Source organism: Iodobacter ciconiae, assembly GCF_003952345.1.
In the GTDB taxonomy this organism is placed as follows: domain Bacteria; phylum Pseudomonadota; class Gammaproteobacteria; order Burkholderiales; family Chitinibacteraceae; genus Iodobacter; species Iodobacter ciconiae.
Genome location: NZ_CP034433.1, coordinates 582,790 through 604,400, shown reverse-complemented (window position 1 = coordinate 604,400; position 21,611 = coordinate 582,790). Strand labels below are relative to the sequence as shown.

Below are 21,611 nucleotides of genomic sequence, written 5' to 3'. Positions count from 1 at the left end.
ACCGAGCTACTACCATCTACCGCACATAAGCACCATCTTTGTAAAAATTCATATTCCGTTCGCATATTTATCTCATTCATTCTTCATGGTGCAGCACCGATTTCCAGTACTTGTACTTCATTCAACGGTAGATAACGCAAATGAATTGCGTTAGACGCAATACGCTCTGCCTTATATGTTCCGGCAAAGGTTTCACCTTCACGTACAACCCAGCTCTGATCGCCCTGCAGCAAAAATACGACGCTTTTTCCACTCTCTTCGTAACGCCCCATAACTCGAAACGGTAGTGCAGGAGCAACCGGTACAGGTGCTAACGAAGGAGAAACCGTAGGAGGAAGATTCATAGCTGGAGCCGGGCTGCCCCATGATGCTTTGGTAAACAAGGATGCCTCTTTATTCTCAAAACCACCTCGTTCACGAATTTTAAGTACTCCTAGCAAGTTTGTTGGTTTTTTGCCATTTCGCTGTCCTTCCATGCCCGTGCCAAAATTGGTTGGTAGCAAACTCACAGGCAAAGTATTTAGCTGTGAAGATGCAGGCGGGTGCTTAGCCACGCGTGAAGCTAATGAAACACCGTCATCTTTCGGCTCGGGAGCAAACCAGGCTGCCACTAATGTAACGACTAAGGCAGCTCCCCACCCCATTCGCACGCCGCGATTTTTTGTCATGGTCGCGCCTTCTTTCCCACAGCGTTCTCCAATGGAAGCCGAGTGAGCAATACCCACCGAACATTCGCCTCCATATCATCGGACTCCGAAGCCTCCCGTTTTAACTGAACACTTTCAAGAATCAGATTACGTTGCGCGTGCATAGCACCACGTAAATAACGATGAATAGATTCACTCTTTCCTTTAATGGGCATATTTATGCGATAGCGCATGAAGTGCCCACTCGTATCATCAGTAGGCCGGTAATCAGCACGTCGAATCAATAGACCCTCATCCTCAGCCAATCGTAATAAATCACCCAGTACCTGCGGAATGTTTTCATGAGGAATCAACACTCGCTCAAAATCTTGCAAGCGCTGTTTTGTCTCGGCCAAGGACAAGGCATCAACTTTAACCAATACTGCCGGTGAGCCGGACTGCGGATTTGCCCGCTTCCACTCCAAAATACGGACTTGAGAACGTAAGTGAACCGTAACTCCAATCGAAACCAAGGTAGAGATACAGGCAAAAATAAGGCACCACTCCCAGGCTCCGAAGGTGCGTATCAAAGCACGCCCGAGCTGCCGGGTGTTCCAAGCCCAACCGATCAAAATGATTGATGTCTGCTTTATCCATTGGACAGCAATGACCTTTGTGCTTAGTCCGCCCATTGTGCCTCTACCATAAAACGATAAGGTGCACGCTCTCCATCAGGAATTTCATGTCGAGTCAGGTAAGCACGCGTAAAGGGCTTATGTTCGGCGACAAAGGAGGCGTATCGTGTCATGTCTGCCCTGGTAGGAGCCTCTGCAGTAATCTTGATAGTGTTCTTGACACTCTCCATAGACTCAGAGGCCGTTTCCACCGCGAGAACAGCCACTCGAATATCATTCGGAGCTCGTAGAGCCTGCAAAACGGCTTCAATTGGTATATTAAGCTGACGAATCGCCGTGTTGACTGAACCTATCCGCTTCAGCTCTTCCTGAGTCCAAGAGATGTGTTGTGGCAACGGTTGAATGCTATTCTCAACAGCCAGTCGGTTGCGAATGTCTTGTGCCTTGAACGTCAAGTTTGTTATTTCAATCATCAGCGCAGTTACAATTAGAAGGGCAATACCCAAACAAACCCAAGACCACCAGCGACGACGGGTAAATGTTTCTATGGCATCTAGCGCATTGACCCCCACAAAATACTTCAGCCATTGTGGATTACGATTTAAGCGATACCACGGATCACTTACCCGGACAAAAGGAGGGGTACTTGGCACAATTAAATCCTGGGCAAGTGAAGCATCCAGAATTCGTACTTCTTTAACACCTTGAACCAGGTGGTGGCGCAATTTCCAGCGTTGCCACATCAACTCAGGAGATCGGTCATGGTTCAAACTCGTACGTGATGCCACCTTAACATCCAGTAAACGCACTCTACCCCACCGATGATTAATCATCCCCAATGCTAATGTCACTTTCTGTTCGCTAACAATTGCCGTAGCCTCTATGTCCCCTTGGCGCGACAAAACATCCCATACCAGGACAGAAAGAGGACGTATCACCATACTGCGAGCTTGTCCTTTTTCCGCAAGCCGAGCGATATGTGTCAGTAAATTGGCAGGATATGCAACTGCCAGCCTTGCAGAACCGTAAGGGGCATCACCCAGTCGAATTTCATCTACCGAGTCGAGCTCGAAACCTACCTGATTCAAACAATCTGCCGCAAATAACCGTGCTGTGTTCTGTTGCGCCAACATGGGGCTCCATGGTATACAAGCCATGTAAACCCAGGCATCGGCGACCACAACACGCAGCTCCTGTCCCTGTAGCGTGGCTTTATTTTTTTCTATTAATGTCTGCAAAGCCTCATACAAAGCAGAAGGCAAAGCACAGCCATCAACAGAGCATGCAATGTTAACTTCGGATAGGATTTGCCAATTCGGATTTGTGCGGCTGCCACTGAGCCGCCCGAATTGAACCTGACTCTCTCCCAGCCACATGAAAAAACAGGATGAGCGCCTCCATCTGAACCATGCTTTATCCCGCAACACGCATCACCTCCTCCAGTGTCGTATCACCCCGGGTGACACATTCCATGGCACTTTGGCGAAGATCCCGTAATCCGGTTCGCCCGGCTTGCTCCTTAAGTAAAGAAATCGGCGCACGTTGAGCAATCAACTCGCGCAAAACGTCATTGAGCAGGAGTACTTCTGCTATTGCTTTTCTACCCTTATAACCAACACCACGACAATGACCACACCCCTGGCCCGCGCGAAATTTCCAGCCTTGTACATCCTCCGGGCAAAGCCCTGCCCGAAGCAACAACTCGGCACCTGGGTCAACCCTTACACTACAAAGAGGGCAATTCATACGCAAAAGACGTTGCGCCACGATACCGTTCAATGCGGCGGCAAAACTATATGCATCCACCCCCATATGCAAAAAACGCCCCAAGACGTCGAATACGTTGTTGGCGTGCACGGTAGTAAACACCAGGTGGCCCGTAAGCGCTGCCTGTACGGCAATTTGCGCAGTCTCATCGTCACGAATCTCGCCCACCATGATCTTGTCAGGATCATGTCGCAAAATCGAACGCAGCCCACGTGCAAAAGTCAGGCCTTTTTTTTCATTAACCGGAATCTGCAATACGCGGGGAAGGCGATATTCAACAGGATCTTCAATCGTAATGATCTTGTCTCTGCCCGTATGAATTTCCGTGATGGCAGCATACAAAGTGGTCGTCTTACCCGACCCTGTAGGCCCGGTTACCAGCAACATGCCGTGTGGTTTATGTGCCAGCTGGCGAATAGATGCAATAGCCAGCTCATCCAAGCCTAAATTCTCTAACCGTAAAGCCCGTGCCTCCTCAGTCAAAGACTGGCGATCTAACAAACGCAATACTGCATCTTCACCAAAAATATTGGGCATAACTGATACCCGGAAATCTATTTCACGTCCATTGACCCGTACCTTGAAGCGCCCATCCTGAGGAATACGTCGTTCAGCAATATCCAATTCAGCCATAACTTTAACGCGCGAAATAACTTGCTCGGCCATCTCTTGGCCTTGAACCTCGGTAATTGGAACCAAAACGCCGTCAATACGATAAGAAACATACAAACTGCCCGAATCACACTCCAGGTGAATATCACTCGCCTGAAGTTTCAATGCATCATAAAGTGTTGAATTCACAAGTTTGACCACGGAACTCGTGTCATCGTTGATTGTTGCCAAAGTAATGACTGCCGCGACCTCCTCATCGCTGGCCGTGCGTGATTCAACTTCGAAGCCATCCATAGCCCGGACCTGACGCTCTTGCTGGGCTAAATAAACCTGTACATCATCAGGATGCGCCAATGCGACATCTACGACCTGGCTGTAGAGCCTGGTGCCTTTGCGTAGAGCCCATGACTCACTCACCTCGTCAAAAGGATCTGACAAAACTAAAGTGGCACGTGATGCCCCATCAACGAGCCAAATCAGACCACGCTGTACACATTCGGTATACGCTAGTATGTCAAAATCAGGGGACAGGCTCTGTAGTTCGGCCATGCCCAAAGATCGGTAGCCAAACTGCTGCCCCAACACTTTCATCAGAGCGTTATTATCCCATCCGGATAGTTCTTGCAAAGCACTGACCAGTGAAGTGTCTGCTGCCACACTTTGCATCCGTGCCTGATCCATAAGGGTGGCATTTAGCACAAAATCCGGCGGTGTTGTGAGCAAGGTACTCATTGTAAACTTCCCGCCAGCTCAAAAATTGGCAGGTACATCAATACAACGACTGTACCAATCACCACGCCAATGACAACCATCAAAAGTGGCTCCAATAGGCGTGAAGCCCAATCAATCCAACGTGCAAACTCTTCATCTGCAAAGGAAGCAGTCCGTTCCAGCATCTGCGTCATCTGGCCGGAGCGCTCTCCCACCTTGATTAGCGAATCTGCGACCGGCGTAGACAAGCCATTAGCCGCTAAAGCCACAGACAGAGACTGGCCCTGTTCAATGGCGAGACGGCTCTTTGCCAATGCCGCCTGTTGTGCAGGGCTTAGCAAGCCCGACACCATTTCCAGTGCCCGTGCCAAGGGAATGCCTGCTGCAAGCAGCAGACTTACCGCCCGGTAAAACCGGGCCAGCCGAAAGGCCCCAGCTTGAACAGACAATAAAGGCAAGCGCAAAAATTGGTTCAGTAGCCAACCCCTTACATTTTGCCGACTCAAACACCAAATCAAAACTGCAGTTACTGTTCCCAATAGCACTAGTGCCTGTGGCCAATAGGTATATATCCATTTGCCAAATGACAACAAGATACTCGATAGCCACGGCAAATCACGACCAGATGATTCATACACCACCGAAAAACGCGGTACCACATAACCCAAGAGAAACAAGGTTACCAAACCGCCAACGGCTAATAACATGGCTGGATAAATGGCCGCCGAGACCAGTTTTTTACGCAATATCTCAAATTGAATCTGATAAGCGATATAGCGAGATAACGCTTGTGGCAAGTCACCCGTTCGCTCCGAGGCGCGCACAGTTGCCACATACACTGCAGGAAAATGCTGAGCATGTATTGTCAACACATCGGAAAAGTTACGACCTTCTTGCAGTGTTTGTAATATTTGCTGCAGTACAGCCCGCGTATCAACCTGGCGCTCCTTAGCGACCAGAGTACTTAAAGCCTCTGTCAGATTCAACCCGGCATCCAGCAGCGCCATAAGCTCCTGACTGAACAGCAATAGCGGAAAAACGTATCGTCCAGTACTTAAGGATGTATTGGCGTTCACAACACTCATGGACTCTACAGCCAGCACCGTCAAACCACGGGCCGCTGCACGGCGTGTGGCCTCAGACAGTGAAATTCCCGGAAAATCCAGAGTCTGTATCACGTCGCCGCTCCCCTGAACTTTGAGGCGCAGAGTAGCCGTACCCAGAGCAGGAGGCGTTTCAGATTGGTGTACTAGTGAGCGGGGTGCTGGTGAATGGTGTAAACCGGTCATTTTGCTCGCCACCCGAACTCAGCGATATGACACATCAGCACCGTCTCCCTCACCCCCTGCTTGACCATCCTTGCTAAAAGAAAGCAAATCGAAATCACCTGTTTGGCTAGGTGAGCGATAAACATAGGGCCGTCCCCACGGGTCAGGGGGTACGGTCTTTTGCAGGTATGGCCCATTCCATTTGGGCTCATCGTTAGGCCGTACAACCAAAGCATTGAGCCCTTGCTCGGTGCTCGGGTAATAGCCAGTGTCCAAGCGGTACGCATCCAGAGCCTTGCCCAGACCCTCAATCTGCGCCTTGGCTGTACTGCGCTCAGACTTTCCCAGCTGAGCAAAATAACGCGGACCAACATAGGCAGCCAGTAAACCAATGATGACAATAACCACCAGCAACTCAAGCAGTGTAAACCCGCGCATATACACTGGTGTCGAACCCCTTTGGTGTTTCAAACTCATTTTTTTCATGGCTGAACCACTATATCCCATTTGAATCCTATTCCCAGTTTAAAAATTGCAGCAGAAATTGGAATACGCGTACGCAATATCACCGTATCGTTGGTCTTGGCAATATCGCCTTGCCCCACTGCACCGAATACCAAGGTGTTATCAAGCATTTGGATTCCAAAAGGAAGCTGCCGCAATTGAGCCGTGATGCCGCTAACAGCATGCCCCGAATTAGTCAGCTCAGCCCGCAAGGTATATTCCCAAGTCCGGGCATCGACCTTGCGCTCACTAATCTTGCTCAGCCCGCAGATATGCAGATTACGGTTACTTGTTGTAGCGGAGAAATCAATATTGTCGGTATTGACCACATTTACCGACCTACCTGACAGGCCGATATAGTCCGGATCCACCGACTGTGCTTTTCCCGAGAAGACCTGATAGGCTTTGCTACCATCCGGTGCACAATCATTCTGGCCAGTAACCGTCACAGCCTGATTTACTGCCCAGTTTTGCGGAGTAAAGGTCAGGTCAGCAGGCGTGGCAACACCCTCGCGCGCGCTACTGGTGGACAAGGGAATAACAACCTTATCTTTTGGCGCTTTTCCCAGACGGATATTAAACGCCGTGGTTCGGCCATTTTCAGAAGTACGCAGGTTATTACCCGCGGTCACCACAATGCTACCTGCCTGTTGCGCACTTGGGATAACCACTGCACCAGGTGCATAAGCTTTGCCTACACCCTTAGTATCGTAAATGACCGCATACACATGGTAAGCACCCGGTGCTAAATTGCTCACATCCCACACATAGCTGCCAGACTGTGTGCCAGCGTTCTGACGCAAGCCATCGACGATCAAATTCCCTGCAAAACCACTATTTGTCGCACTCCAATAAAGCGCAACTGTAGGCTCGATATTAGGATCTGTACCTTCCCAACGTAGCGTCACCTGCTTACGGTGACCCGCTGGTGTATTGACGACTTCTGGAAGCATGGGTATTGCAGGCTCCGTCAGCGCAATAGTGGGGTCCTGGTACGGTGCGGTGCTCACATACAGCACCGCTGGCAAACTCCAGGCACTGCCCGCATTATGCAGATCAACAGCTCGCACACGCCACCAGTGAGTTGCTTTATCCAGCAGTACAATCGGCATGATCAAACCTGTATTATTTGAAGTGCCATCTGCAACTTTGTGCATTAACCCCGCATCTTTGTACACCTCAAACTGATAGCGCACAGCTTCGCCTTCAGGGTCTGATACAGGATTGGCCTCCAAACTGGGCTGCTGAGTTGCCGTCCAAGCACCATTACCTGGATTCTTTATAGTCGGGGCTGGTGGTGCATCGTTTGTGGCATTCATCAAGAAGTCACCCACCACCCAAGCTGATTCGGCACGAGCATCCTGCGCCTTGACGCGCCACCAATAGTGTTTGTTCTCAACCAGCGGGGTTGTTATCCAGCCGGTTCCAGCCCCCCTTGAATCACGGGGCCCGAGCTACGTTTATCCGCCGAATCAAAGGTATTGACAGTATCAATTTCAAATACATAAGTAATCAGATCATTCTCGACATCACTGCTGTTTTGTATGCTGAGCAATGTATTGGTGCTGCTGCTTTGTCCGCCCGCTACCGGGTTTGCCAGTACAGGTGAAGTAGGCGCCGTATTGCCTGTGTTGACAACAAAGGCACGGGCTACTGTCGGCGTTTGTGCACCCAGGGCATCCTTAGCTATTACACGCCAGTAGTAAGTCACATGATTACTTAATGATGTACTCAGCACCCAGCTTGTACTACCACTGGAATCTTGAACCAGATCGTGATCCTCAGCCACCAATTCGGTCAGCGCTGCATCTTTGTACACCAGCACGTTGTAACTAACCGCATCGCCGTCTTTGTCCACACTGTTGGTCCAGCTCAATATGGGCAACAGGCTGGAAACCTCGGCACCAGGTGCCGGGCTGGTCAAATTAAAACTATCTGGTGGGTCATTGAAGGTATTGACAAAGAAACGGCCATTCGACCAGGAGCTGTACAAGGTGCCGTCATAAGTACGAGCTCGCCACCAATAGGGCATGTTGTCAGTCAAATCTGCAGGTACTCGCCATTGGGTGGGCATAGCCACAACATGACCATCCGAGCTTCCTGCAGCTGCCTTAGGCACTGTGGCAGTAGCTACAAGTTGGGTCTCAGCCTCATCGGCGTATAACTCAAACTGCACCTGTGTGGAAGGATCCTGTGCACTGCTTGAAGTCCGTACAGACAGGTTAGGCTTCAGGCTGGTGACCTGTGCTCCAGATAGAGGCGAGTCAATCGTGGGAGTACCTGGTCCCGGCGGCGGGGTATCTACTTCCACTTTGACAGTAGCCGAACGCGCCGCACTGAGCGTGCCGTCGCTGGCGGTGTAAGTAATCAGATAAGTACCCGCACTTCCTGTGGCAGGCGTCCAGTCAAAAATGGCACGGCGCATACCCGGGCTAGCCACATCAACCGCTTGCAGAGTAAAAGTGGCTCCTGCTGGCAATGGGGCTGCGGTCAAATTAACTGCACGGCTATCAGGGCTGCTGGCTTCCGCCAGGAAGGACACTTGCTTGCCTTCCTTGACTACACGATCAGGGATGAACTGCACCACTGGCGGCAAGGCCACCGGCGGTGGGGCCTGGAATTCGCTGTCGTACTGGCCCGTGGTGTTCACGTCAAAGAAGTTGACCCAGTATTCCCACTGTTTAGTTTGTTCATTGCGGGTTTTAGAGAGCCATACGTTTTCAGGCAGCAACTGCTTTGCATCCGAGCGTACGATTCTACCCAAAGCCTTATTGCCTTTGAAGGGATCAGGCAAACGCACATAGGCAAACCCAGCCGTGGCAGGAAAGCCTAATTTGTAACTAACATTACCATTATTACCAGTGCCTGCTGTAAGCGTAGCTACACTGCTGCGATCAGTCACCTCAGTATCGGGGCCATCCGATTCATATATGCGGATCACATCACCATCACGCGCCAAAAAGTCACGGACGTAGTCACGCCCCGGCAAGTCCACGCGCACATCACGAATCAAAAAATGTGCATTAGTGGCCTGCAAAATCGAAGTTAGTGCCCCCCCCAGCTCATCGGCATGGCTAAAACGGGCGGTAAATTCGGTGAATTTGCCCGCTAAAGTGGTTTCCATATTCCAGCGCCCCATCTTGCTGGTGCCTGAAGCAATATCACCAAAGTTAATTAACAGAGTGTTTTGCGCCGGGGCATCGTTGACGTAGCTGCCGGTAAGCAGAAAATTAATCAATAAGCCCTGATTGTTTTCAATAATCTTGGGTTGAGCAGAATCAATTTTGATATTCCTTGCCGTGGCATGACCATTATTTTTAATGCGCACCCCCAGCGTAAAGGGTTCGATAGGTTCAATCGTCGTAGTCAGCGGATCGTCAGCCCATACATCCTGAGTCAAGAAATAGTCCAGACTCAAGAGAGGCAGTGGCTTAACTGTAATGACATCGGGGGCCACATTAAGCACCGTTTCCTCGCCTCCGAACTTGTACTTGAGCGTGGCCCCCACCAGGTATTTTTTACCCAAAGGGTTGATACCCGCAGAGCCCGGAGCCGGGATGATGAGCCAGTTGATAGTACTGGTAGTCTTGGGATTGACAGTACCGGAGCCATCCACTGCCGCAATATTCTGTTTACCGGACAAACGTACAAAAAATTTGGCAGACAGATCATTAGGGTTGTCGGTGACAAGCACTGGTGTTCCTGCCTCATCGGTAATCCTGACTTCGACGGCCACATTTTCAATCACCCCGGTATCCGTGGTGTTATTAATTTTCATTTCAGCATCAAAAGCCTGACGCTCCAGCGTGAGCTCCTGCTTGATTTCGATTTTTACCCGCGCACACACGGTTTCTTGCGCCCAGGCGGGCGATGTGGACAGCAATGTGAGCAGCGACAGCACACCCCAGCTCCGAGCCCATGCGCGATGCCAACCATGACGCTGTGTGTTACCGAAGCGTTCTTTGTCGGCGGATAAGGCATAGGTGCTGTGCCCTTGGGGACTCGCGTGCTGGCTCAGCGCGGAAGTAGCGTCATTCATGCCTTCAGTCATCGTGTGTTTCCTTCATGCACATTGCATCAACCCCGCAATGCCGCTAAAAATTCATCGGAGTCAAACCCGTCTTTCATGTGGCGCTCTTTGCCGCCGCGCCGGATCACCAGAAATGGGGTGCCATCGGCACCATAGGTTTTGAACTCGACCTCGCAGCGCGGATCGTTGCTCATGTTGCATTCGGTGAAGGCAAAGCCGTTTTGCGCCAGCCAGCCTTTGGCTTCTCTGCAATGCGGGCACTCGGTGGTGCTGTACATAACCACTTCTTCGGCTTTGACGCTGGCGGCAAGCTGCTGGATTTGGGTAGTGGTCAAGTCTGATGAGGCACTATCGCGGCCCCATTGTTTCCAAGCAATGTGGCTGGCGAGTAGGATGACCAGAGTCAAGCCGATGAGGTTTTTCATGCGGAATCGTCCTCAAATTTCTCTTCCAACACATCCGGGTGTCGGCTGCAAGAAACCTGAAAGCACAACTGCTCTGAGGCTGCATGTTCAATCATTAAAGCCTTGATGCAATTTGCAGCCTGGACTGATGGAACATTAATAGCAAGGTATTCAGGAATCGGGCCGATCTCAATAGTGCAACCAACAGTTAGCAACGCTGTCTTGACGATGGCCAATAGTGGTGGATTAAAACAAAAGCAGTGCACCGTCGAGTTTGAGCTTGGCTCGCGAACGCATATAAATACATGTTCATTGCTTTCGGTCTTGAATTCAATCAAATCACCCAAGGCCACATTACAAGCAAAAAATGGAACATTCCTCAAAACGGCCTTACGTTTTCCTTTTGGCTCTCCCCAGATTGACTCTTTTTTGAGTTTTGGCAGTGGCCCATCCCCTGTATCAACGGAGAAAACCACTTTCAACAAACTTTCGGAGCCTAGTGTCATGGTTTTGCTCCTTTCGCCAAATTACATTTACGGCAAAGCAATTGGAAGTTATCCAAAGTATCCGGGCCACCCAATGCAGCAGGCTCGATGTGATCGCCATGTGCTTCATTATCTGGAGGGCGCTCCCCTTTTTTGTGGCGCTTAGGTAGAACGCACTCAACCCCACATTGCTCACATTGATAACGGCCATATGTATCGTAATTTTCTTGGCGACCTTTATTTTTTACGGGTCGTGGAAACATGCCGTTATGCACCAACACCCCCTCCGCCCCCACAAAGAAAGTATGCGCATTGGCCACTTCCAGGTTGTAGGTGGTTTGGGTCTCGGTGCGGTGGGTGACGCTGGTAATTTCCAGCATTCGATCTGAATCAACATCGCCCTTGAGTGTCAGTTTGTCGCCCTTCTTCAGCATCACCGCGTCACGCCATCCCTCGGGCGTATTGAACGGATGCCCTTGGGTAGCAGTAATGGTCTTACCGTCTTGCAGGGTGATGTCCACCCACTTCTGCTCTTGGTTGGGTGTACTGATGATGTCGGTAATGAGCTCGTAAGACAGATTCTCGCCTTGTGCCTTCCACTCGCTCTTGGCCAGCACTTTGTCGCCCAGCTTCAGACTGGCAATTGGTTTGAGCGTGGCCTGACCATGTTCATCCAGGGCATGAACCAGGGTGTCCGGGGTAAAGCTATTCTTACCGCCACCGCCCATCAGACATTCGCAGGGGTTGCTACACTTACGGATGCGTTTTGGGAGCCACTTGAGCCGCGGAATCCACTTGGGCATTGGGATAAGACGCGTCCAGTCAATACAACCCGTTTCTTTGTATTGTTGGTATTCGGTGTAGAGGTCGTATACCGTCATCGCCACATTGATGACCACCCACACCCATTCGCCTTTGGGATCGAGTTGATTGGCCGGGTCGCCATTGGCGTAGTCATAGAGGTTCCAGCCGCCTGCTATGCCAATCGGATCTTGGGTAATGTAGCGCCCAGCAATAGGGTCGTAATAACGCCGAGTGTTATAGTGCAGGCCGCTCTCGGTGTCAAAGTACTGACCAGCGTAGCGCAGATTGTTTGTAAGACGATTATCAGGTGAAAGAGTAGCAACACCTAAGCTACTATGCTCAGCACGCCAGACAAGTTCGCCCGCCTGATTAGTGGCACGCAGTGGGGTGCCCAGGTGGTCGTTGTGGAAGTAGGCGTAGGCAGTTTGCGCCGAATTGCCTTGCGTACCCAGAATGGTAGTTTTGATAAAAACGGGATCGGTGCTCCACTGCCCATTGGGCTTCCAGCCATATTGGGTGGTGACTTGAGCTTGGGCATTGGCTTCGGCGATCAGCCCGTCATCGCTGTACAGATAGTGAATGCGCTTGGGGGTAGCCAGCGGCTGACCGGTTTCGTCACGGTACAGGGTTTTGACCAGACGCAGATCGAAGGGGTCGTACTCGTACTGCGCGACCAATTGGTCTGCGCCATCACGGATAGCGATGAGACGGTTGAGCGGGTCGTATTGGTATTTACGAATGCTGCCGATACTACCGCTACTACCCGTAGTTTGTTGGTTGAGGTTACCGTTGGCATCGTACTGGTAGGCTATGGCATTGCTGCCAGTACCGCGCTGAATCAGGCGGTTGTTAGCGTCATAAGTGAGTGTACCATTGACCACGCTGTGGCTAGTGCGATTGCCTACGGCATCAAACCCAAAGGTTTCAAGGCTTTGCCCGAACAGACCACCCATGTCGCGGCTCACTTGGGTCAGGCGTTGCTCATCATCGTAGCGGTATTGCTGGGTCAGGGTGTTGCTGCTGATGCCCGTAGCATCAGTGAGTGCTTTCTGGGTAATTTGATCGCGCTTGCCGTATTGGTTGGCAATTTCAAAGATGGTCTGCTGACCTGGGTTCTTGACTTTGAGCCCGGTCATTTTAAGCAGGCCGTCATGGCTCATTTCTCGGGTACTGCCGCCCGGGAAAGTGAGCTTCTTGGGCGCGACCCAGTTCCATTCGTTGACGCTGAAGTTGCCTTCGCCGGGGATACTGATGCCGCCCAGCTCGCCATGGGCGTCAAAGCTGTAATCGACCTGTGTGCCATCGGGATAGGTGAGGCTTTTGACGTAGCCTGCCGAGGTGTAGGTGTAAACGTAGCTCAGACTGACACTGTTACCGTAGTTGACGGTTTCCCCAGTTTTGCGGCCCGCGTCGTCGTAGGTATAAGTCGCGCTTTTGGTGCCATCACTCCAGCCGGTGAGCTGGTCGTTTTCATCGTGGGCGAAGGTGTAGGTGAGGCTGGCACTGTTGGCTCCTGCAACAAAAACCTCCGTCTTGGTAGGACGATCCGCTGCATCATAGCTGTACTGGGTACGGTTGCCTGCCGGATCAGTAACGCTTTGGCGGTTGCCTTTGGCATCAAAGGTATAGGCCGTCACCTGGCCGAGCGGCAAGGTCTCTTTGACCAAGCGGTTGGCGCGGTCATATTCAAACCTGGTGGTGTTGCCTTTTGCATCCTTGACTTGAATGAGGTTACTGCGCACATCCCAGGTGAGCTCTACCGACTCGCCTAGCGAATTAGTGAAACGTGTGGTGCGGCCATAGGCGTCGTACGCAAAGTAGTTGGTCTTGCCGTCAGGATTAGTGGTCTCGGTGACGCGCCCACCCTTGTCGTATTTATTGGTGTTGATCAGCCCTTCAGTACCCAAAGGGGTAGGGTTGAGTATGGTGTGACTGGTCAGACGCTCACCAGCATCAAAGCGTTTTTGCTCGGCATAAGTGGGGTAGCGAGTCTGCGTGGGAGCAAACAAAGACCCCATAGTACCGCCGCTACCATCGGCCAAGGTGTATTCATGACTCGTGATATTGCCTTTACCATCGATTTGCTGTGTCAGGCGCTGAAAGTTGTCGTACTCAATCTGGTTACGCCGACCATCCTCGTCGGTTTCTGCAATTGGCAATCCTTGGGCGTTGTATTGCACCTTAGCCACCCCCCCAATGGGGCTGGTGCTTTGCAGACTCCGATTCATGGCATCAAAAGCCATCAACGTGGCTTTGCCACGGGCATCGGTCTCACTGATGAGATTACCAACCTTGTCGTAAACATAGCTGCGGCTATGCCCCAGTGGGTTAGTCTCTTTAATAAGGTTGCCGTCTGCATCCACCTCGTACCGAGTAACCTTACCTAAAGGATCGGTGTAAGCAATTAAATTACCAGAGCGATCATACTGATAGCGCCGGACATGCCCCTCAGGGTCAGTGGTTTGGCTAATTTTGCCTTGAGCGTCAAAAGTAAACTGCCAGGTGGCATCTGCAGTAATAATTCCGTTGGTCTCAGCACGACCTTTGCGAGAGATACTAATAGGTTGCCCCAGACTATTGCGGGTGTATTCAGTAATACGCTCATCAGCTTTTCCTGCACCTTCGACCTTTTTGAGCAAATTACCGCGTGTGTCGTACTGGTACTGGGTCTTGATGCCGAGCTCGTCGGTTTTCTCAGTCATACGCAAATGCAACGCCGAATAAGTGTGTTTTGTAACTGCACCATCCGGATGGATTACTTCTGTGATCTGATCAAATTCATTAGTGGTAGTACGTGTCACAAAACCACGGGCATTCGTTGCAATTTCGGCATGTGCGCCTGTATCGTAGCGCACCTCAGCTTCCGTGCGTCCGTTAACAACTTGCCGTACCAGCTTGCCCACCCTGTTATGAGTAAAATCGTCCACACGCCTGCCTGCTGAGGTTTCAGGCCCGCTAATCTTGCTAACAAACTGTTTGTTAGTATCGTCGTAATCAAATATGTAATCGGTCACCCCACCATCAGGTGCGATGCGCTGCTTGACAGTGTCGCCACTGTAAACCAGTTGCTCCACCCGGCCTTCCGGATCAGTAACCTTAGTGATACGGTTGCCAGCATCGTAGTCATACTGGGTGACATTACCGCGCACGTCAGTGACCTTGATAAGGCGATTTTTGTCATCGTACTGATATTTAACACTGCGACTGGGTAAATCACCCGTAATGCCACTGGCTGGATAGTCTTTAACTTCGGTAAGTAGTTCTCCCGTGTAGTGCAGGCTCCAAAGTACCCTGCCATTAGCATCCACCACGCCTCGCAGGATGCCATTTGTGTCGCGAAACATCCAAACGGTATTAGCATTACGGTCTCCATAGGCTACTACCTGGCCTTGGGTGTTGTAGTCGATCCAGTCCCCTCCCCGATCAACCCATCGAAAGCCTTTGTGATTAGTCTGCGCACTAAGCGTGACGCGCCCGCTGGCCAGTTGGCTATATGCGCTAACTGCTGGGGAAGTGGACAGTTGCTGCACAGCACGCTTTTCGAGAATGCTGCGATTGTTGAAGGCGTAACGCCCGCTGTCTCCCAGATAGAGTTCATTGATACGACGGATACCTTCAGTATCCCTAAAACTATTACTCCCACTAATACTGGAACCTGCGCAGAGGCTGGCGTAATCTACACTGACGCGCTGAACTGGCGGGTAATCCACACGGGCTTCGCCCATTAGCCGGTTAAACGGAGTAGTACGTGCCGCCAGCATGGGACCCGCTTCGGGGATGCCCCCAATCAACACTGTGCCGCCACCGGACGAGGGTTGCCAGTCTTCATCTACCCAAACCCAGCACCCTCCTCCAGAGCCGCTCCCCGAAGACAAAGCAGCCATCCCCCCACTGGAGACAGTGCCTGCTGTGGTGTCTGCGCTTTGGCTGCCGGTAAGATTTTTCCAACTCTGCGAGAGGCTTTCCCATTGCGGTTGGAATTTCCATTCCTGCCCGTCCCACATCCGCACCCAACGTACTTCACCAGTAGTACTCATCAGGCGCATGGATTGCGGACTAATATTGGCGTAGCCATTGGGTAAGCTCACACTCACCCCCATACTGCTTGACGGAACGCTCTGGGCTTGAGTGAGAACAGGACCTATGGCAGCAGTAAGAAAAAAAACGAGTGCCAGTAAACGCTGGGAGCCGTATTTCTTCATTTTGATACTCTCAATCAGTCGCATTGCATTCCACCCTTAGGTACGTACACGCATTTCTTATTTTTCATCAGGATCGTTGTGCTGGATCCACCGCCGCCAAAACCGCCCCCTACTCCGCCACCGCCACCGCCTCCGCCGCTACCAACCCCAGCTCCACCACCACAAGAGCTATTGCTCACCGAAAACCAGCTGGTAGATGCACTACAAGATGATTGCACACCATTGGCACATACAAATTCGCAAGTAACGGCATAGTTATTGCTGTAGCTGTGGCAGCCGCCCCCCGAAGCTGTACCACTGTTAGCCGCAGTCTCCAGAGATTGCAGTGCAATAACCCGATAAGGAATTGTGACGCGTTGTTTGGCTTCCAAGGTAGCTGGTACATCAACCAAAAATTCGTAGCGGAAATAAGCGTCACCCTGTGGCAGACGTTGCTTAACGTTGTCTGCGCGAATCAGGCCATAATTGGTGAGATTCAACTCCCCGTAGAACACATCGCCTGCGGCCATCTTGGGCAAATTAATGCCGGTGGGTTGCATCACAACCACGGCAGCAGGTACATCAGTTTCAAAAGTGGCATTGAGTGTGATCTCGTAGCGATCCTGAATGGTGATCTCACGCACGCTCCACTCCACAGAGATGAGGTTGTAATCCAGAAACACGGGTTGATTAGCCGTAATGCCCGGCTTAATGATCAGGCGCCCGCCAATTTCCTGGTGGTTGCTGGCTTTGGCACGGAATTTATAGCGACCTGCAGGCAGATTCTGAAATAAGGCCTCACCCAGTACATCAGTCACCAATTCCTGGCTCACAGTAGGCACATCCTCGTTTTGCAGTGTGATGCTGGCCCCCACCAGACCGGGGATAAGTTTGCCGTTTTTACCAATGGTTGCAGTGTAAATATCTGCGGCCTTGAACAGCACACTACCCTGTCCGCTTTGCGTAAGGCTCACATAGACATTGAGACTTTGGCTGGGCACATTGTCGCCACTGACTTTAAGTTTGAACTCATAAATACCTTCCGGAGTCCCCGCTGGCGGTGAAAATGCCAGGTCAATGGAGCGGCTTTGCCCAATAGCTAAAGTACCATTTGCAGCGCTGCCAATACTGGCCCACGCGGGAGCTGGGTTACCATCTGTTTTACTCAACATGAATTGCAAGTTAAGTGCATCTTGCAAACCATTGTTTTTAACCGTAACGGATTCCACCTGACTGCTGCCTTGCGCCAAACCGGTTTCAATCAAACTAGGCGTACTAATTAAATAGGGTTTGGCTTCGGACAGAGTGAAATCAACTCGAACTTGAGCAATTGGTGTGCTGGCGTGCTCATCGCTGAGCACATCAAAAATTAAGGTCCCCGAAGGCTGAGCCTCGTTATTGGCAGTAAATTGTACTGGCAGATTGAGCGTCTGCCGCTCAGCCAGACTCAGTGGTGCTGGCAATTGGACACTGACACCTGCTGGGATTTGTCCAGTAGGCTGAGATGCCGCATTCAATATCAATCGTAGATTTGTGGCTGATGTACCCACACCTGCGCGAGCAGTAAAGGGAATCATAAACGGGTAATTTTTAGGTACGTCCAATTTATAGGGTGTAGGACCCACTATAACCCGGTTAATCGTGAAGGCTTTTTGTTCAGGCCGGTCCGTGATCTCAGGATGCACCGCGCTCACTTTATAGAGCCCGGCATCTGTGATGGAGGGTTTAAAAGTATAAACAAACTCGCCCGATGCATCAGTCAGCACGTTGAAATTACGCTCAAACCCCTGCTGATTCAAAATAAGCTTCAAGCGTGTATTAGGCAGAGGGGTGTTACTGGCCCGATCCGAGGCGTGACCAGAAATGACGATATCCTGATCACCAAAAGAGGTAATAGGAGTAACTTGGGTGACTTTCCCGAAATAAGCAGTATCCGACAGAGAAACGGTTCGCTCTGATCCTCGCCCGGCGATCTGTACCTCGTCTTCCTGCCCACTGTGGTAACGCAATTTATCGACTTCCAGTCGAACACGGATACTATTGGGGCTGGCGGCTGGCACATTCAGGTTAAACGTGTCGGAAACGTACGTGCTCCCAGCAGGAATGCGCGCAACAGTCTGACCATTGGTTAATGTAACGATATTGGCACCAAAGACCTGTTTATAGGCTTGGGTTGCCAAAATATTATTATCAGCATCCAGCAGTTTGAATCGCAGCTCGTTGGACTCGTTGGCACCGTTGTGTGTTGCTGTCAAAAGCTCTATATCTACTTCACTTGTGTTTTCAATAGTAAGTTTAAGTTTACCTGTACCTCCACGAGTAAATTCGTCGCTAGCCATACCCACAACCAGCGCACCTTCTACCACATTGACTGTCTGGTTACGGACTACTTTGACCAGCTCTCCTTCGTTAGCGGCAATCTCTACACCAACTTGTGCAGTAGGCGCTCCCGGCAGATCAGCATAGCCACCAACAATTACAGGCACCAATAAGGTTTGATTCGGAGCAAGTGTGACGGGCTCTGATTTGTGATCTTTGAATTGAATTGCATCCCGGTCAACAGGCAATCGTACAACTGCGCGCACACCACCTATGCTCACCGCCGAGGTGTTAGCAACTTGTACTTGCAACTTATTCATGATGCCACGCTTGATTGGTAAGCCTGACACGACCTGGCTACTGATGCTGGGCAATAGAACGGTACGCGGCATCTCCACACCATTAGCATCTATCGAGGCAATCGTGTAGCGCCGCTCACCTGAAGTAAAGCCTGTGTCAGTGATACGTGTACTAGTGACTGGGTTAGGGCTTAGCCTGGACTTGCTGGCATCCGGGCCGACATAAACCAGATAACCACTGACATTGCCATTAGGCACCGTCCAACTGATTACCGGTAGATTACTGTCTAACTGCTCAATCTGCACATCACGCACAGGTAATAAGCTGGCATTAAGATAAGCCGAATTTGAAATTGCCGATTCATTACCAGCCGCATCCACCGCTGTGACAACATAGGCCCCCTGCTTAGGTGATGGGCTTGTGTCATAGATTTGAGCAGACTTGATACGTACCTTAATTGGCGTTAACCCTTCAATATTACTAATAGTGGTTCCATTGGCCCGGTACAGATTGTAATAGTCCACAGTGCTGGATAGAGGGGGTTGCCATGCGGCATAAATCCCCTGCCCTGTCAGATTCAGAGTCAGGTTGTGGGGAGCTCCAGGTGCAGTAGCGCTGGCGAGCACCTCAATGGCAGCCGTTTGTGCCGACAGAGACTCTTGACCATTGGCTTGCCGCACCGTAGCAATCGCGTAACTATATCGTCCGTCAGCTGGCGTCTGATCAATGTATTCAATGCCAGCTGTGCGAGTTAACGCTTGTAATGTGCCACCCGGCGCTTGCCGGTAGATCTGGTAGCTACCTGCTTCGCTCACAGCCTGCCACATTAACTTAACCTTACCACCTGCCAGGGCTTTGGCACCAAACCCAAATGGTGCATCCAAGGGAGGGAGGCTGCCCTGATAGACCTGATGGCGATTAAAAGCGGGCACCTTGGTCGAAACATTGTCCAGATCATCTTGGCTTTGATGACTGAAGCTCAAGGATTCAGACCCGCCCAGACCAGCGTCAGAAGGCAGAGAAAAACTAGCTGTATAAGTGGTGTTATTAGTACGCGTCAGATTGGCCACGGCGACCGAAGAACGCAGGGGCCCGGAAAGCAGGTATTTGATCTGTGGCGTTAGAGCTGGTGACTTACTAAAACCGAACGTTGCCTGTACCAATTGTGCAGAGTCATTTTTGATCGGTGCCGCCGGATTCAAAGTAATACTGGATAAAGTTGGCCCTTGGGTATCGATATGCAAGGTAGCGCCAGCAAGAACTTCTGTGCCACGATTACCCACCATATCTCTTGCTGAAAACAGCAGGTTGGCCACCCCAGAAGGGGTATTAGCATCAACGAGAAAATTGCCGTTGTAGACTGTTTCACTCACCTTTTGCAATTCGACCGGAATAGGTGCCCCACCCTGAGGTACTACTGAGAGGTAGGGAACAGTTTGCAGTGCTTCGCTGGTGGTCAAAACCAGATTGACCCTCCCTTGGCCATAGCGACCTGTGGCAGCATCGACCTTCCCCAAGGATGTATAAGTGATGGACAAGGCTTTAGGCACAGCATTGTCCGCCGTTGCCTGTGCTGCATTAGATAGCTTGCTATAGGTTCCTAGCTGATTGACCGATGCAACCCGGTAGTAATAGTTACCATCAATTGGTGGCATGTCTTCAAAGCTAGCACCAGCAATTGGAGAGAGCGTCAGCAATGTTCCCTGTGCAGGCGCATCAAACGCACTGATAGAACGCCAGACGACATGACCAACAGAAGCGGCATCTTGAGATGGCATCCACGCTAGCCTTACCTTTCCTTGCGCTAATGAACTAGCGGTCAGCCCGGAGGGGCCATTAGGTTTAGATGTATCAAAGATAGTACTGAGCCCATTGCTTGCTGTACTGATTCCACGGTTATTGCGCACGACGGCCGTGATTGTGTTGATGCCTTCGCTTAAAATCAGATCAGCCTCAAAAATCTGGCTAATAACGGGAATCCAGGAAGATTGCGCAATGCCGTTCAGATAAAACTGCGCCTCTGCACCTAGAGGGCTACTGCCCCGAACTCGAACTGAAGCTTGATTCGTTTTTGCAGGAAGCACACTGCTCAGTGTTGGTGCGCCAGGAGGTGGTAAATTAATATTAACGGGTACGTTAAGTGTTGTAGTGTTACCTGCCACATCGTTCACAACAAGAGAGAGGACATAGTCACCATTTGCATACTGCAGGGGATCGATGTTGAACTGGTAACTGCCCCCTCCCAGGTTCTGCAATGCCACAGCTGATCCGGCCATCTCGGCACGAACCCCATCCACACCGCTGGCATCCGAAACACCAAAATAGATCGTTTCTGCTTTTTGAATGAGCACCGTGGACGAAATGGGTGCGCCATTGATCGTTGGCAGGTTTATCACTGGTTTTGTGACATCAGGTGTAACCGTGATATCTTTGCTGACCTCAGTAGACCCGCCAAGCCCAGATGCTCGCAAGATGACGGCATAAACACCCGGCTGGGTATAGCGGACACTTGGATTTGTAGTACTGCTGCTGCGGCCATCCCCAAAATTCCACAGATATGCCGTTGCCTCACCCGCAGAGGTGTTTTGAAATGCAGGCTCCAACGGTGCTTCACCGGTAAGGATATTTGCGGTAAAGGCCGCTTGTGGAGGTGGCAATATTTGAACGTCGCTAGAAATACTTGGGTCTGATACATTGCCTGCAAGGTCTGTGACGATGATCCGGCCAAATAACCGTTGCCCCGCAATGGCAGCCGCATAGTTATAGCTGGTTGTAGAGGCTGATAGTGGCGTATCCAATAGCAAATTGGCAAACGAAGCGTCAGAAGCTATTTGTAGCCGTAGCCGCTCCACCCCGCTGAGTGAGTCAGTAGCTGAAAAACGCCACTCCACAGACGAGGGGCCAGTCTGTGCCGCAAACAGCATTCGACCCTCTGGAGCAGCTTGATCGATGGACACCGGCTGGC

At 51.0% G+C, this 21,611-nt stretch carries 12 protein-coding genes; all 12 read right to left on the bottom strand.

Going from position 1 to position 21,611, the window contains the following annotated elements; genetic code table 11:
• Nucleotides 1–83: 83 nt before the first annotated feature.
• Entirely contained in the window at nucleotides 84–668 is a 585-nt protein-coding gene (locus EJO50_RS02615) for a hypothetical protein (protein ID WP_125971442.1), read from the bottom strand.
• A complete protein-coding gene (locus EJO50_RS02610; RefSeq protein ID WP_125971441.1) occupies nucleotides 665–1,318 on the bottom strand; it encodes a hypothetical protein in 654 nt (217 codons plus the stop codon). Before EJO50_RS02610 ends, EJO50_RS02615 begins: the two co-directional genes overlap by 4 nt.
• On the bottom strand, nucleotides 1,306–2,688 hold the full coding sequence (locus EJO50_RS02605) for a hypothetical protein (RefSeq protein WP_164521409.1): 1,383 nt from the start codon (nucleotides 2,686–2,688) through the stop codon (nucleotides 1,306–1,308). The genes EJO50_RS02610 and EJO50_RS02605 overlap by 13 nt, the downstream gene beginning before the upstream one ends.
• On the bottom strand, nucleotides 2,675–4,372 hold the full coding sequence (locus EJO50_RS02600) for a GspE/PulE family protein (protein ID WP_125971439.1): 1,698 nt from the start codon (nucleotides 4,370–4,372) through the stop codon (nucleotides 2,675–2,677). Before EJO50_RS02600 ends, EJO50_RS02605 begins: the two co-directional genes overlap by 14 nt.
• A complete protein-coding gene (locus tag EJO50_RS02595; RefSeq protein WP_125971438.1) occupies nucleotides 4,369–5,640 on the bottom strand; it encodes a type II secretion system F family protein in 1,272 nt (423 codons plus the stop codon). The genes EJO50_RS02600 and EJO50_RS02595 overlap by 4 nt, the downstream gene beginning before the upstream one ends.
• 18 nt (nucleotides 5,641–5,658) lie before the next feature.
• Nucleotides 5,659–6,096: a type II secretion system major pseudopilin GspG gene (gene gspG / locus EJO50_RS02590; RefSeq protein ID WP_125971437.1), complete on the bottom strand. Its 438-nt coding sequence runs from the start codon at nucleotides 6,094–6,096 to the stop codon at nucleotides 5,659–5,661.
• 5 nt (nucleotides 6,097–6,101) lie between these two features.
• The gene (locus EJO50_RS02585) at nucleotides 6,102–7,442 is read right to left on the bottom strand and encodes a hypothetical protein (RefSeq protein WP_125971436.1); all 1,341 of its coding nucleotides are present in this window, start codon (nucleotides 7,440–7,442) and stop codon (nucleotides 6,102–6,104) included.
• A gap of 92 nt (nucleotides 7,443–7,534) precedes the next feature.
• The gene (locus EJO50_RS02580) at nucleotides 7,535–10,174 is read right to left on the bottom strand and encodes an Ig-like domain-containing protein (protein WP_125971435.1); all 2,640 of its coding nucleotides are present in this window, start codon (nucleotides 10,172–10,174) and stop codon (nucleotides 7,535–7,537) included.
• A gap of 26 nt (nucleotides 10,175–10,200) precedes the next feature.
• The gene (locus EJO50_RS02575) at nucleotides 10,201–10,578 is read right to left on the bottom strand and encodes a glutaredoxin family protein (RefSeq protein ID WP_125971434.1); all 378 of its coding nucleotides are present in this window, start codon (nucleotides 10,576–10,578) and stop codon (nucleotides 10,201–10,203) included.
• Nucleotides 10,575–11,063, bottom strand: a complete 489-nt coding sequence (locus EJO50_RS02570) for a DUF4265 domain-containing protein (protein WP_125971433.1) — start codon at nucleotides 11,061–11,063, stop codon at nucleotides 10,575–10,577. The genes EJO50_RS02575 and EJO50_RS02570 overlap by 4 nt, the downstream gene beginning before the upstream one ends.
• On the bottom strand, nucleotides 11,060–16,072 hold the full coding sequence (locus EJO50_RS02565; protein ID WP_125971432.1) for an RHS repeat-associated core domain-containing protein: 5,013 nt from the start codon (nucleotides 16,070–16,072) through the stop codon (nucleotides 11,060–11,062). The genes EJO50_RS02570 and EJO50_RS02565 overlap by 4 nt, the downstream gene beginning before the upstream one ends.
• On the bottom strand, nucleotides 16,063–21,603 hold the full coding sequence (locus EJO50_RS02560) for a PKD domain-containing protein (protein WP_125971431.1): 5,541 nt from the start codon (nucleotides 21,601–21,603) through the stop codon (nucleotides 16,063–16,065). The genes EJO50_RS02565 and EJO50_RS02560 overlap by 10 nt, the downstream gene beginning before the upstream one ends.
• Between the last annotated feature and the right edge of the window lie 8 nt (nucleotides 21,604–21,611).

Bases quoted from the DNA above. Each gene is read 5' to 3' on its own strand.
- EJO50_RS02615 (WP_125971442.1), bottom strand. From the start codon at position 668: ATGACAAAAAATCGCGGCGTGCGAATGGGGTGGGGAGCTGCCTTAGTC.
- EJO50_RS02610 (WP_125971441.1), bottom strand. From the start codon at position 1,318: ATGGGCGGACTAAGCACAAAGGTCATTGCTGTCCAATGGATAAAGCAG.
- EJO50_RS02600 (WP_125971439.1), bottom strand. From the start codon at position 4,372: ATGAGTACCTTGCTCACAACACCGCCGGATTTTGTGCTAAATGCCACC.
- EJO50_RS02595 (WP_125971438.1), bottom strand. From the start codon at position 5,640: ATGACCGGTTTACACCATTCACCAGCACCCCGCTCACTAGTACACCAA.
- gspG (WP_125971437.1), bottom strand. From the start codon at position 6,096: ATGAGTTTGAAACACCAAAGGGGTTCGACACCAGTGTATATGCGCGGG.
- EJO50_RS02585 (WP_125971436.1), bottom strand. From the start codon at position 7,442: ATGAATGCCACAAACGATGCACCACCAGCCCCGACTATAAAGAATCCA.
- EJO50_RS02580 (WP_125971435.1), bottom strand. From the start codon at position 10,174: ATGACTGAAGGCATGAATGACGCTACTTCCGCGCTGAGCCAGCACGCG.
- EJO50_RS02575 (WP_125971434.1), bottom strand. From the start codon at position 10,578: ATGAAAAACCTCATCGGCTTGACTCTGGTCATCCTACTCGCCAGCCAC.
- EJO50_RS02570 (WP_125971433.1), bottom strand. From the start codon at position 11,063: ATGACACTAGGCTCCGAAAGTTTGTTGAAAGTGGTTTTCTCCGTTGAT.
- EJO50_RS02565 (WP_125971432.1), bottom strand. From the start codon at position 16,072: ATGCGACTGATTGAGAGTATCAAAATGAAGAAATACGGCTCCCAGCGT.